Genomic DNA, 14,194 nt, shown 5'->3' on the forward strand with positions numbered 1-14,194 from the left:
ACCTCATATTCCCCAAGCCCATGGCCGCATCTTGTTTATGTTCCCCTTATCACGGTATTATCAAAGGTATGCCCAAAATTTCGATTATCGTTCCGATTTATAATGTCGAAACCTACCTGACGCAGTGTCTTGAATCTATCCGAGTGCAGACGTTCAGAGACTGGGAATGCCTGATGTTCTCCGATGGCAGCAAGGACGGCTCACTGGACATCATGAAGTCCTTCGCCGCCAAGGATGACCGGTTCAAGGTCATCGACAAGAAGAACGAAGGCTATGGTGCCACCTGCAACCGTGGGCTCGAAATGGCGCAGGGCGAATGGATCAGCATCATCGAGCCCGATGATTTCATCGACCCGAACATGTACGCCCGTCTGCTGAGCAGCGTCTCATCCACACAGGGCACGGTCGACATCATCAAGGGCTCCTACTGGCTGTTCTACGACGGCCACGACGGCTACAAGGACGCTCTGCTCGCCCCGAACCTGTCGAACATGATGCCGCAGCGTCGCACTGAGTTCACGCTCAACGAGTTCGCTGAGCCGTTCTACCACCACCCGTCCATCTGGTCCGCCATCTACCGCAAGGCCTTCCTCAACGGTGACAACAAGGCCGGTATGACCATTCGCTTCAAACCGATTCCCGGTGCTGGCTGGACCGATAACCCGTTCTTCGCGCAGACGATGGTACTCGCCGACCGCATCTCCTGGTTGCCCGGCAAGTACTACTACTATCGTCAAACCAACCCAGGTGCGTCCTCACTGCTCAAGGACTACCGTATGCCGTTCGACCGTCTGCGTGAGATGCGCGCATTCCTCGATACGCAGGACATCTCCGATGACGTGAAACATGCGTTCTATTCTCGCGAGTTCGACTATATCACCTCCGTAATCGGCGAGTTCGGCTTCGACGACAAGGACGAGGAGATTCGCAGTCTCATCCGCGAGGTCTTCGATTCCATGAATCGCAAGGAGGTCCTGCTCATGCTCGGCCGCCTACGCCCCGAGTTCGTGGACTACTACCTTGACTTCATGGGCGAATCCTACGAGATTCACCCACACGAGCGTCCGGCGGCTCCGGAGCTATCGATCGTACTACTCACCAAGAACTCCCGCTCTTGGATTGTGGATGCGTTCGAGGCATATTCCAAGTTCAAGAACCTGCCATGCGAGTTCGTAATCGTGGACGCCGGCTCCCAGGACAGCACCGTGACCGTGGCCCGTCAGTTCGAAGTCAGGGACAAGCGCTTCACCGTGAAAGAGCTGCCGTCCGACGCCACCATGACTGAACTAGTGGACGCGGCGCTCAACGCTGTTCGCGGCACGTACACTATGTTCATTCCATCGCACTTCGTAATCGGAGAGAAGACGCTGCGTGCGGCCCTGGCTGGTGCCCGCCGAACCGGTTCCGACATCGCGTTGTTCGACATCGGCAACATCCACTGCGACTACCTGATCGAGAAGCTGATCGACAAGGGCTATGGCGCCTCCGAGTCCTACATGGATGCGCCGGAGAACAAGCGAGGACCGATCTACGGCCCATTCGCCGCGACCGATATTCCTGAACTGGTGATGGCAGTGAACCGCGACTACTCGTGGCACAAGGTGTACAACACCGCGTTCCTGAAGAACCATGACTTCAAGGCCAACGAACACGACATTACTGACAATCTGCTTGGTCTGGGCGCCCAGGCACTGCTCGCCACCGAGTCGCTGGTGTTCCTTGACCTCAAGACCGACTGGGAAATCCGCGACATCCAGCGCAAGCAGGTGGGCGGCGCGTTCTGGCTGTCGCTCGAGAAAATCATCCCTTACACCTCCGAGCCGGATATGGATATCGAGTCCGTGCTGGCCGTGGGCAAGGTGCTCCACGAGCGCGGCGTGTACGAGACGTTCGAGAAGGGCTACCTGAACATGTTGCTGAGCAGTTTCATGTTCGGCTTGCAGACCCGCTACATGCCGGAGCGCATCACCGAGTTCCTGGACACCTACCTTGACAAGGTGGCCGCCATTCTGGATATCGACAAGCACGGTGCGATGTACTTCTATGACACCGACGCGTTCAATAATTTCCAGAAAATCACGTTCGGCGGCAAGCGCACGCTGGACCTGTGGCTGGAAGAGCGTGCGCTTGGCGACGAGGACGGCATCTTTTGGAGAGACAAGGCGCTGGAGGACATCCATCGTTCCGCACGATTCCGCATTGGTGAAAACGCGGTGAACACGATGAAGCGCTTCGCTCCGTCGAGTCTTGTGGCCACGGCGCAGGAGAAAGCCCACCTCCTCAAGCGGGGCTGAACTTCACCCGGCATCGGCTCCGCACCGCCACTCCCTGCAAGGGGAAGGTGTCCGGCAACGCCAGACGGATGAGGTACCACCCGAAAAGACGATCCCCAAGGAGGCGCCCCACAAGGGTCGCCTCCTCTCATTATCCACCCTGTCATGCCTCCCTGACTTCCCCGCTACACAGACACTGTATGATAGAAGACCTCGGTTGGAGAGCCCCGAAAGCGCTCACCAACCGACAGGCAGTGCAGTAGTTCGATAGCAGTGAGGTGAAACATGCCTGTTTCTCCCAAAACCTGAAGTGGCCTGGTTTTTGTTCCGTCTCTGCTATGAGACGGCTTGTGTCGTCTGCTGTCGATAATACTCGTTCTCCACGTCCTGTGGCGTCCTGTATCCCAGCGAGGCGTGCAGGCGCTTCGAGTTGTACCACGACACCCACCGCATCGTCGCGTATTCCAGCTCGTCGACCGTCCGGTACGGCTTGTTGACCCAGACCAGCTCGCGCTTGTACGAGTTGTTCGTCCGCTCGGCCAGCGCGTTGTCGTACGAGTCACCGACCGTGCCGGTCGACGGGAGCATGCCCGCGTCCGCCACGTGCGCGGAGTACACCAGACTGATGTACTGCGATCCATGATCGGAATGGTGCACGCACCCGCCCGCACCTCCATGGCGGCGCGCCCACATGACGGCCTGGTCCAACGCCTGCAACGGCAGGTCCTCGGTCCTCATCGTCCCGGCGACCGCCCAGCCCACGATCCGACGCGCGAACGCGTCGGTGACGAACGCGACGTACGCGAACGAACCGTCCGCCAGCCTCACATAGGTGATGTCGGCCACGTGCAGACGGTTCGGCGCCGACGCGGCGAACTTGCGCTCCACCAGGTCCAGCCTGCCGCCCCTGCCCTTGGCGGGGATGGTGGTGACCGGCCTGCGGCCGCCGCGCACGCCCTGCACGCCGAGCATGCGCATGATCCGGGCGACCTGGTCCCTGCCGATCTCCTTCGGATCCCAGCCCTGACGGACGAGCTGGTGCCAGACCTTCCTGTACCCGTACACGCGCATGAACTCGTCCTCCCTGATCATGAGGATGTCACGTGCCAGCGCCTCGTGCCGCGCCGTCATACGGCTGGGCGGGCGGCGTTTGAACATGCGGTAGCCACGCTCGGTCAAAAACCCGCAATCCAACGCGCCCGACAGGACCCTGCAGATCGGCCCGACCCCGAAACGACCCCGGTACGCGTCGATATACGCCGCCTTCAACGCCGTGTCGGGTCGAGCCTGGCCGCGAAAAAAGCCGACGCCGTCGTCAATATCTCGTTCGCCCTGCGCAGTTGCGCGACCTCCGCCCTGAGACGCTTCAACTCCGCGGCCGCCTCCTCCGCACCGGTCGCGCACTGCGCGGCGGCCGTCCGATCGGCCTTGTTCCTCCACCGGCGCAACGTCTCGGGCGAAATGCCCAGACTCTGCGCGACCGAGGCCACGGCTTTCGTCTCCGACGAATGATTCGCACGCGACTCCTCCAAGAGCCTGAGCGCCTTCGCCTGGAACTCCTTCGTATAACGAGTCTTTCCGGTCATGTTCCTAGTCTCCCATCAATGAGGTAAAACACGGAACAAAAACCAGATCATATCACTGTGCGATGTCATATCTTAGCGTGCCCATGCGCCGATTATCGCGCACACGACTGATTAGAGTAAACACGTCCCAGCCATGCTGGGGATATGTGTTTATACAGCATCTCAGCCATGTACCTCCATTTACGCTTGTCCAGCGTAGAATCCCATGAACCACGACTTGACGGTGAGATACAAGTCGGGATTCATATCAATCAATGCGTTGTAACGCCCAGTCGAAAAGGCTCCAAACCCGTAAATGAACACGGTGAACAGAGTGAACACGACCAGCAGAACGAGAAATGCAGCCTTCAATTGCGTGCAATCGCAGCCCCCCCGTTCAAGAACCGCAAAAGTGGATTCAATCGAGAAGATGGTCAGCATGGCCAATAGTGCGGCCAGCCATGCGAAATCACCGTGGTAGCGGTTGGTGATGCCGGCACCGGAGACGTCCACCACGGAAACCACGACAATGGCAATGGCAAGCACCCACGCAAGTCCATATACGTGCGCCTTTTTCATCGTCTTACGGAACGCGAAGAACAGCAAACCGATCAGAGCCATGGGTACAATCATGAAGTAGCCACCAAGGCCCGGCTCATTCGGGGAAGGCAACGAGTTGTTGACCGCCTGCACGAACGGGAACACACCGCCGACCGATGTCGGCTGGAACAGCTGCATAAGCCACATCGCCGGAATCTCAAACCAAGAAGGACGGACTTCAGTCATATTGAATCCGGTCAGGTTGTAGTTCGCACCGAAATCCAGCAGAGACCCAAAACGGGCGTAGTTGTACCACATCCATGGCGTGGTGGCCATGAAGAAGGGTACAAAGGCGCAAATAGTACACACGAGTCCCTTCTTGGAGAACAGTTCTCGAGTAACTGTGATTTCCTTCCAGAACAACGGGAATGCCAGCAGACATGCAATCATGAACTGTGGGCGACATCCGAGGTTGCATGCCATGAGCAATGATCCCAGGAAGATGCGTACCGAAGACAATTCGCCGGACCGCTTGCGAGAATGAATCCAGAGCAGCAGCGCACCGGCCGTGAACGCCAGCGAGGAGATGATCGGCACACTGTAGAAGTCGGTCATATAGCCAAAATAGGCAAGATTCACCGCCAGCGGAGCGAAGACCGACATCAGTAATACCATGCCCCAGGACGCAGTGTTCGCAAAGTACCGTTTGGCGATACTCGCTGCCAAGGCAATCAACAGGATAATCGAAATGACACCCATGATTATGATGGCCAGAGATGTAGGCATCCACTGTCCGGTGAGTGCCTTGAATGGAACGAACATCAGCAGAGCGGGAAGCGCACCAAAGTACGTGTAATACTTGCCATTGAAGAAGGCGTAGTCCCAGAACACGGGAGCGTTCTCCGAACCAAAGGTGTAACGTGCAGTGAAATCGTAAGGATTCGCCATGTGCGCAAGCTGTGGATCCACTGGCAAATCCAGATATAAATGCCCGCTCAAGAAAGCATCCGCCAAATGCTGGTACTGGTTCGGATCGATCCAGTGATTGAACGTCGGATTAAAACTCGGTTCATCAGAGCGCACAAAACCACACAGAAGAATAAACACGATACACGACAGAACAGCTAAAGCACTAAGAGAAATTTTTTGCCTATTATCAGACCAATCAAAGAGAATATGATACAGTGGAGATTTAGGGCGGAAATATATCACAAAAGCCCCAATAGCTAGCATTATAAAGATTCGAGCAAAACTAATAGTGAATGGAATCGTTGCATTATACTTAATGTCGTCGAAAGAGACACGCTCTCCGACTTTTCCTTTGAAATATACTCTTGTGGAACTTGTAGCAACTCCTGGAAGCATGGCATATTGCGTAACGGAAGATGAGGAGTACGAGAGCACTTCGGAAGAGGGATCATACCAAACACCCTGCGCCGCGCTCTCCCACCTACCACCTTTAAACACAAAGACTGAGTAATCGGCCTTTTCTTCCTCCGTCATCTCCGAAGAGGAAATTCTAATGGTCTCTAGTCTTGGATACACTCCGTCATTCTTATTGATAGGGATTTCCACGAATGCATCATCGGAATTATTGATTTCAAAAGAATTGTTTCCATTTTTTTTCAGCCCAGATCCAACAACCATACTGCCGACACTAACTTCGTCATGGGATGTCGTGCGCCAATAAGCAAGATTAAAAACAAATGTTTCAGCAATCATAATGAGGATGATAAGGGCGAACCATCGAAGGATATTATTTCTATTCATATGTTTCATCAAACAATAATCTTTCTCAAAGCAGTCCATCTTTCAATTGGCCTAATATTACCAGTTTGCAAAGACGTCATAATTCCGATGAAAGGCTTTTACTCGGAAATTTTACGACAGAATCAAAGAAGTCAGATGAGCGATGTTAAAGAATGGATCGAGCTCCGACCTCCGCCTAACGCGTGACGCTCAAAAGCATTGAGAACACCAACGACCCCCTCTGATAGACGTGCAAACGACCCCTCTGATAGACGTGCAAGTTCAAGGAACGCCTGCGCATAATCTTTCGACAGGACATGGACGAGACCACACTCCTGTTACGTCAGTGGGGATTGAACCGTTTCTCTCGGGCAGCCCGAGATTCGTCTCGCTCGTCGAGAAAATCGCACAACACCACTCCGACATGCTGCGTGCCATACGTAGAGGCCTGCCCAACGTCCGTCTGGAGGCCGCGAGCGACAGAGTCAAGACTACCATCAGTATGGGCTACGGGTACTGCAATCTCGACAATCTCATCGGGTCTGGTCATGCCCAAATGAAGCGGGTTCAATCTCCAACTCGCCGGAAGCCAATAACCAGTAACCCAGCCAGTGATTCACACCCCACGCACGCACCCGAAGAGCCTCTTTCTTTCACACACCGAATGAAACCGTACGGACCCTACGCGCCAAAACCGGAAGAGCTCGGAACCCGCACAAAGCTTGGAGATAGGCTCCTTTCAGAGGCGGAATCATCGACAACCGAGGAAGTGAGGGACAGACGTGCAAAATCCAAGCGGCTAACTCATATGGACTCATGTAAAATCACCAACTCCGAGAACAGAAGAGAGGCGGCCCAAAGTCTGCGACGATGCCATAAAAGCCAGAAAAGTGCCACAAGGCCTCGGACCATCACGGCGGCTATAGTGTTATCTATGACTGAAAAGATCGAGAACCCGACCGTTGCCGTGCTGCTGCCCTGCTACAACGAGGAGGTGACGATCGGGAAGGTGGTGCGCGACTTCCGCGCCGCACTGCCCGACGCTACCGTATACGTGTACGACAACAACTCGACCGACCGGACGGCTGAGATCGCGGCGGCGGAGGGGGCCGTCGTACGTAAGGAACCCCGTCAGGGCAAGGGCAACGTGATCCGCGCCATGTTCGAGGATATCGACGCGGACGTGTACGTCATGGCCGACGGCGACGACACGTACCCGGCCGACGCGGCACCCGACATGGTCGCCAAGGTCGTCGAAGGCTACGACATGGTCATCGGCGACCGTCTGAGCTCCACATACTTCCAGGAGAACAAGCGCCCGTTCCACAACTTCGGCAACCGGCTCGTCCGCGGATCCATCAACGGACTGTTCGGCGCGCACGTCACCGACATCATGACCGGCTATCGCGCGTTCAGCTTCACGTTCGTCAAGACCTACCCGGTCCTGTCGCGCGGCTTCGAAGTCGAGACCGAGATGACCATCCACTCGCTCAACAACAACCTGCGACTCTACGAGATGCCCATCCAGTACCGTGACCGTCCCGAAGGCTCCGTCTCCAAGCTCGACACGGTGGGCGACGGCATCAAGGTCATGAGCACGATCTTCCGCATGATCCGCGAATACAAGCCGCTGCCGTTCTTCGGCGGACTCGGCGCGCTCGTCGGCGTCATCGGCGTGGTCCTGTGCGCGATGGTCACGATGGAGTTCATGCATACCGGCATGGTGGCGCGCTTCCCCACGCTCATCGGCGCGGTCATGCTCGTCATCGCGGGTCTCCTGCTCGCCGTCACCGGCATCATCCTCGACGTCATCGCCAAGAACGACCGCAAGACCTTCATCACCGACACGAACCGCTTCGCCTACCTGCGGCGGCACTGAAGGGGAAACAACGCGCATATGTCTAGCTTGCGGCTCTGCTGCAAGACAGACATATGCGCGTTGCCCAGTTGCCGGTTACTCGGATTTCTCGCTTAGCGCTGCGAGTACGGGATATATCTTCTTCGCAAAATCAGGCACGCCCGAACGCTGCAGCATATCCGAATAATCCTCCGGCGTCTGCGGGCGATACTTATAGCTGCAGAGAGCCGCATAGCAGATGCGTGCCACCCGGCCCGGGCTGAGATCAAACACATCCAGAAGAAAGTCGTCTGGATGCTTCAACTCCATAGGGAAATCCACAACGGACGACTCCGGGAAATCCTTAAGGTTGAATGTCACCAACGTACTCGCCGGGGAATGAACCGCTGCCGCCAAAACATGTCTATCCTTTTCATCGCATGTCATTCGCTCGACCAGCCCGTCGTATCCGCTCACCGCAGCGTCAGGGAATGCCGAATTCATCACATGAACACGTCTGGCAGCGCGTTCCGCACCAATACGTTTAGCAAGGTTGCGCTCCAGCTCATCGAGCACTCCCATCGACCAATACGGCGTATAAAAGCGTCCCTCAGCGAGCCGAAGAATCAGATCAGCAACAAGTTCGCCATATAAAGCACAGGTATCGAAGAATACGGGAAAACTCATTGCAAAATCCTTTCCTAAAAAGACCGAACCTATTCAGACTGGGAAATCAGCGGGTTATCCAGCGTCGTCAACGGATCCTCATCAGCGGACAATTCATCGAACAACTTGATATTCTTTGCATGCTGTCTCTCCGCATACTGCTGCAAATCAGCCAGCAGCACCCGACGGTGGCGGCCCACTCTCTTGCAGGGAATCTCCTCATTCTCTAGCAGCTTCACCAACGTAGGCCGGGAAATACCAAGAAAATCAGCGGCATCCTGCGTCGTCAGCTGCGTATCGTAGGGAGCAACGAACACCGCCTTGTTACGGGAAAGCTGGTCGGCTACAGTCATCAGAACGGACGCCAGTTCAGACGTCAGCGGAAGCGCATCCCGACCGGGAACTTTCAGCATGGCTACAGGAAAGTCCTCCTGTGAGGCGATTTCATCGAATTGAGCATCACAGTCAGATAGAGCTTCCTTGATATCGATAAGCTGTCTTCGATCTTCCGTATTAGGAAGATACGTAGTGGAATTTTTGGAAATACTACGCGTTGCCATAAGTCCCTCACTCACATCTTTTTTTCTTTCATGAACAGCACCATCAATATTACACGCAAACGAAATATTCGCAAATATACGTCAAGTCAACCACATCACCCAGCACATCCGAACCCGTTCCGTTTCGGAACAAGTCGAATCATTCAGGTCAGGAGGCAAGAGTGCGCTCCTCTCGCATCCGACTATGCCTCAAGAGCCGATACCAGATAGTTCGACGGACAATCCCGCATCGGCCGATACGGCACCCCGTTCATGCAGACCTTCATCTGCACACAGCCACCCCTTCGCCCCGAAACGCAACGCCGCATTTGGCGTGTTCCATACGGGCGTGTATCTTAGAGACGTTGCCCCTCTAGCTCAACGGTTAGAGCAGCGTCCTTTTAAGTCGTGGGTTGTGGGTTCGAATCCCACGGGGGGTACCATCAGACCCTTGGAAACACAGCGTTTCCAAGGGCTTTCTCGTTTTTCTCTCCGATTCCGCCTCTCCGATGGCCACCGACGAGGACACGCGCCTCCCCAGCATCACAGCTAGACGACTCAGGAGACTCCGCCCTCCCCGATATCACACCGCCACAACCCGCAGAAAACCACTATATACAGCTTCAATGTGAGATATTCGACACAATATCTAGTAGCGAACGGTCATGGGGCGTTGTATCCTAGATAGCTGTTGACAGCCGGCAACCGCATGTCGAACGACCATCGCCCAGGCCACCGGCAGCCAGCCGCGAACCCGCGCCGACGCACCCGCATCATGCAGCATCATGCACCCGAATGGAGGCCATGTGACCATCACCGTCTTCACCACACCGCAGTCCCCGCAATGCGAGGCGACCGTGGACCAGTTCGCGCGCCTCGGCATCGACATCCACACCGTCGATCTGGCCGGCAATCCGACTACGTTCGAGCAGATCCGCCGCGCCGGCTACGACCAAGTGCCGGTCGTCATCGCCCCCGACCTGTCGTGGAGCGGCTACCGCCCCGACCTCATCCACGAACTCGCCCGCCGCATCGACGGCACCTCCACCCCCGACGGCTACGCATCCGACCGTCGCCCCGCCTAACCCGGCAGGCGAGTCGCGCGGAAGTTCACGGAATGGCAGCCAGCGAGGCAAATCCAACAGCAGACCATATGAAATCCTCGCTCAGCGACCGTCAGCGAGGACGAATCACGACCAAACCACACGAACACCTCGCTGAACGGCAGCCAACGAGGCAAATCCGGGAGTAAACCATACAGATACCTCACTGAGAACCCGCCAGCGAGGAGAATCCGAGATCAACCCAAACGAATGCCTCACTGAGACAACATCAGCGAGGCAAATCGGAGATCAACCCGCACGGAAGTCTCGCTGAGCGGCAGTCAGCGAGAAGAAACCACGAGCGGATCATATAAAATCCTCGCCCAAGAATCACCTGAGAGAAGAATCGGCCCATCCGATGCGTCCCAACCGACACCGCACACAATCCCTCAATCTGAGGTATTGTGTCGGCGGCGAAACGCCGATACATTGAGGCTATTCACATATTCCCGCACCCGATGGAGTCCGTATGAGCCAGTCGAGCGACGCATCCCAGTCCGCTTCTTCCCCCGAATCCTCCGCGCCCGCCGTCCCCGCAGCAGCCGCAGCAGCCGCATCCGCCGCGACCGTGACCGCAACCACAACCGCCGCAACCCCCAACCGCAAGACCTCCCGCCTGACCGTCCCCGATCTCATCTCGATCGGCGTGTTCACGGCCCTGTACTTCGTGTGCGTCACGATCGCCACGTTCGCGAGCGCCCTGGTCGCCGGTTTCGGCACGATCTTCCTGCCGGCGGTGGCGGCGCTGATCTGCGGCTGCGTGTACATGCTGATGGTGGCGCGTGTCGGCAAGTTCGGCGGCATCACGGTGATGGGCGCCGTAGTGGGTCTGTTTCTGTTCGTGTCGGGTCATTTCGTGCTGTCGTTCGTGGCGAGTCTGGCGTTTCCGATCGTGGCCGATCTGATCGCGCGAGCGGGACGGTATCGGAGCCGTGTGGGGATTCTCGCCAGCTATGTGGTGTTCTCGTATGGTCTGACGGGTCCGATTCTGCCGTTGTGGTTCATGAAGGACGCGTATGTGGCGTCGTTGGAGGCGCGCGGCAAGGATGCGGCGTATATCGATGCGTTGTTCGCGCATATTTCGATGGGGTCGTTCGTGGTGGCGATGCTGGCGATTCTGGTGTGCGCACTGTTGGGCGGCTGGTTCGGCCAGCGTATGATGCGCAAGCATTTCGCCAAGGCCGGCATCATCTGATTCCCCGCTTCTTCCGCGCTGTCCCGCGCCTTGCCCTGCTCCCCCGCGTGACCTGAGTCCGAGTTTCCCGGCGGTTCTCGGATTCAGGTCACGCAAATCGCCCGACCAGCGTGACCTGAGTCCGAGCATCCCGGCAGTCCTCGGACTCGGGTCACGCGCCACAGCCCGTCCCTGCTCCCACACTCCACATCACCCCTCTCCACCTGTCAGAAGTCCCTTCCCAGAAACCGAGCCGCCCATGCCTCTCCCCCTCCGTCTTGACCCGCGCGCCAAGCTGTTTCTGCTGTTGGCGGCGAATCTGCTGCTGTTCTTCCATGCGGATACGCGCGGCGAACTGGTCATGGTCGGCCTGTTCCTGCTGCCGGTCTTCGCCGCGGGCCGCTGGCGCATGGGCGTGCGCCTGCTCGCCGTGTATGCGGTGCTGCTCGCATTGGGCCTGTGGTCGGATGCGGCAACGCTGGACGGGGTCGGTTCCGCCGGCGCAACCGCCGCTGCCGGCGCCACCCCCTCTCCCGCCGTCACCGCCCTGCATGCGCTGGGCATGGTTTCGGTGGGTCTGCGCATGATGCTGCCGTGCGTCATCACCGGCGCGTACGCGTTCGCGACCACGTCGGTGTCCGAGTTCGTGTGTGCGATGCGTCGCATGCGCGTGCCGGAGTCGGTGGTGGTGCCGTGCATGGTGGTGATCCGCTTCTTCCCCACGATCGCGCAGGACTACCGTCGGATCCGTGACGCAATGGCGTTGCGGGGCATCGCCGCCGGCCGGTTCGCGCTGCTGCGGCATCCGTTGCAGTCGTTGGAGTATGTGCTGGTGCCGCTGCTGATGAATGCGACGGTCGTGTCGCGCGATCTGTCCGTCGCCGCGTTGACGAAGGGCTTGGGATTGCCGGGCGCGCATACGTCGATGACGACGATCCGCATGCGCACGTTGGATTGGCTGACGATGGCGGTGGTGACGGTCCCGCTCGCCTGCATCATCGGAGGTGTACTGTGAACGATCGTATGACGGCCGGCCTGCCCGCCGGCGAACGTCCCATCATCCGGCTTGCCGACCTGTCGTTCCGCTATGCGCAGGATGATGCCCGCGACGACGGGCCCGCGGCGGCAGGTGACACACCGACCGTGCCGACCGTCCCGTCGGCGTTGCGTCGCGTCTCGCTGACGGTCCGTCCGGGCGAGGTCGTGATGCTGTGCGGGCGCAGCGGCTGCGGCAAGACGACCGTCACACGCGTGCTCAACGGGCTGGTGCCGGGGTTCTTCGCAGGCGATCTGGCCGGTTCCGCGACCGTGTGCGGCGTTCCCATCGCCGGATCCCCCGTCAGTGATTCCGCCGACTCTCCCACCGCACTCCAGCCCGACGAGGCGATCAACGCGCTGGTGCCGTTGGTCGGCAGCGTCTTCCAGAATCCGAAGACCCAGTATTTCAACGCGGATACGACGTCCGAGCTGGCGTTCCCGTGCGAGAACAGCGGTATGGAATCGGCCGGAATCGGCCGGCGCGTCGCCGATGTCGCGCGTCGTTTCGGCGTCGAACATCTGCTCGGCCGCAGCGCGTTCGCCCTGTCCGGCGGCGAGAAGCAGCGGCTGGCGGTCGCCGCGGCAACGATGCTCGGCCCGCGCGTCGTCGTCATGGACGAGCCGACCGGCAATCTCGATCAGGCGGCGATGCGCGACCTGCATGACATGGTCACCGCGTTGCGCGCCGACGGCACGACGGTCGTGATCGCCGAGCATCGGCTCGCCTGGTGCGCCGACCTGGTCGACCGCTACGTGCTGGTCGACGACGGCGCGATCGCCGGCGAATACACGGCCGCCGAGTTCGCCGCGATGCACGCCGACCGGCTCGCATCGTGGGGATTGCGCCCGCTCGACCTCACGGCGTGCCGCGCCGCACTCGCCCGGCTCCCCCGTGTCGGCGGCGACGGACCGGCCACCGGATCCGCGGCTTCCCCTTCCGCCGCACGCCCGCTGGTGGAGACGCGCGGACTGAGCGTCGGGTACCGTCGCGCGTTCACGCGCGCGATTCCCGACGTCGCGCTGCATCCCGGCGAGATCGTCGCGCTGATGGGCCGCAACGGCGCCGGCAAGAGCACGCTGGTGCGCACGCTGTGCGGGCTGATCCGACCAAGGTCGGGGCAGATCCTGCTGCGCGGCGTGCCGGCGAAACCGGCGGCGTTGACGCGCGCCGGCTTCCTCGTCATGCAGGACGTCAACTATCAGCTGTTCGCCGACGGCGTACGCGAGGAACTGCTGTTGGGCGAGGACGAATCGGATGCGGCGACGCTCGCGCGCGCCGACGCGATCCTCGATGCGCTCGACCTGACGGAGGTCGCCGACCGTCATCCGATGAGTCTGTCGGGCGGGCAGAAGCAGCGGCTGGCGATCGCGTCGGCGCTGATGTGCGACAAGGACCTGCTCGTGTTCGACGAGCCGACCAGCGGACTCGACCTGCAGCACATGATGCAGGTCGGTGCGCTGCTGCGCCGGCTCGCCGACGACGGAAAGACGGTGCTGGTCGTCACGCACGACGAGGAGCTCGCCGCCGGCTGGTGCGACCGCATCCTTGACCTCGACGGCGACGCGGATGCCGGTTCCGACGGCGAATCGCCGGCCAGCGGAGCGTCGGAATCCGCATGCTAGGCCGCCCGCTTATACAGGTAACGACGCAACACGGCGTTCCAGCGTCGCCGTCTGTATGCGGATCTTTCCCCGTGTACGAGTTGCGAC

General features: G+C 58.9%; 9 protein-coding genes, 1 tRNA gene and 1 pseudogene. 7 read left to right on the forward strand and 4 right to left on the reverse strand.

Annotation, left to right across the window (positions count from 1 at the left end; translation table 11 throughout):
- The first annotated feature begins 68 nt into the window (after positions 1 to 68).
- The gene (locus D2E24_RS01695; RefSeq protein ID WP_125967588.1) at positions 69 to 2,294 is read left to right on the forward strand and encodes a glycosyltransferase; all 2,226 of its coding nucleotides are present in this window, start codon (positions 69 to 71) and stop codon (positions 2,292 to 2,294) included.
- Between the two features lie 289 nt (positions 2,295 to 2,583).
- Here the strand turns inward: D2E24_RS01695 and D2E24_RS01700 are convergent.
- Both D2E24_RS01700 and D2E24_RS01705 read right to left on the reverse strand, forming a co-directional pair.
- Positions 2,584 to 3,859 (reverse strand): annotated as a pseudogene (locus D2E24_RS01700) (IS3 family transposase); the annotation flags it as partial.
- Between the two features lie 180 nt (positions 3,860 to 4,039).
- Positions 4,040 to 6,100 (reverse strand): hypothetical protein, encoded by a 2,061-nt coding sequence (locus D2E24_RS01705; RefSeq protein WP_125967590.1) that lies wholly within the window; start codon positions 6,098 to 6,100, stop codon positions 4,040 to 4,042.
- A 961-nt stretch (positions 6,101 to 7,061) separates the two neighbouring features.
- On the opposite strand from D2E24_RS01705, the gene D2E24_RS01710 reads away from it, so the two are divergent.
- Positions 7,062 to 8,006, forward strand: coding sequence for a glycosyltransferase family 2 protein (locus tag D2E24_RS01710; RefSeq protein WP_125967591.1), 945 nt, complete (start codon positions 7,062 to 7,064; stop codon positions 8,004 to 8,006).
- 75 nt (positions 8,007 to 8,081) lie between these two features.
- On the opposite strand, the gene D2E24_RS01715 is transcribed toward D2E24_RS01710, so the two are convergent.
- Both D2E24_RS01715 and D2E24_RS01720 read right to left on the reverse strand, forming a co-directional pair.
- Positions 8,082 to 8,651, reverse strand: coding sequence for a PIN domain-containing protein (locus tag D2E24_RS01715; protein ID WP_125967592.1), 570 nt, complete (start codon positions 8,649 to 8,651; stop codon positions 8,082 to 8,084).
- Positions 8,652 to 8,680: 29 nt separating this feature from the next.
- Positions 8,681 to 9,190 carry a helix-turn-helix domain-containing protein gene (locus tag D2E24_RS01720; RefSeq protein WP_125967593.1) on the reverse strand — a complete coding sequence of 170 codons (510 nt, stop codon included), beginning with the start codon at positions 9,188 to 9,190 and terminating at the stop codon, positions 8,681 to 8,683.
- Between the two features lie 346 nt (positions 9,191 to 9,536).
- Between D2E24_RS01720 and D2E24_RS01725 the strand changes: the two genes are divergently transcribed.
- From D2E24_RS01725 to D2E24_RS01745, 5 genes are all read left to right on the forward strand, one after another.
- A tRNA-Lys gene (locus D2E24_RS01725) sits at positions 9,537 to 9,612 on the forward strand.
- A gap of 363 nt (positions 9,613 to 9,975) precedes the next feature.
- On the forward strand, positions 9,976 to 10,254 hold the full coding sequence (locus tag D2E24_RS01730) for a glutaredoxin family protein (protein ID WP_125967594.1): 279 nt from the start codon (positions 9,976 to 9,978) through the stop codon (positions 10,252 to 10,254).
- A gap of 487 nt (positions 10,255 to 10,741) precedes the next feature.
- Positions 10,742 to 11,467, forward strand: a complete 726-nt coding sequence (locus tag D2E24_RS01735) for an MptD family putative ECF transporter S component (RefSeq protein ID WP_125967595.1) — start codon at positions 10,742 to 10,744, stop codon at positions 11,465 to 11,467.
- Between the two features lie 238 nt (positions 11,468 to 11,705).
- Complete coding sequence (locus D2E24_RS01740; protein WP_125967596.1) at positions 11,706 to 12,461, forward strand: energy-coupling factor transporter transmembrane component T family protein; 756 nt, start codon at positions 11,706 to 11,708, stop codon at positions 12,459 to 12,461.
- Positions 12,458 to 14,107 carry an ABC transporter ATP-binding protein gene (locus D2E24_RS01745; protein WP_241222797.1) on the forward strand — a complete coding sequence of 550 codons (1,650 nt, stop codon included), beginning with the start codon at positions 12,458 to 12,460 and terminating at the stop codon, positions 14,105 to 14,107. Before D2E24_RS01740 ends, D2E24_RS01745 begins: the two co-directional genes overlap by 4 nt.
- Positions 14,108 to 14,194 lie beyond the last annotated feature (87 nt).

Source organism: Bifidobacterium samirii (assembly GCF_003952945.1).
Taxonomy (GTDB): domain Bacteria; phylum Actinomycetota; class Actinomycetes; order Actinomycetales; family Bifidobacteriaceae; genus Bifidobacterium; species Bifidobacterium samirii.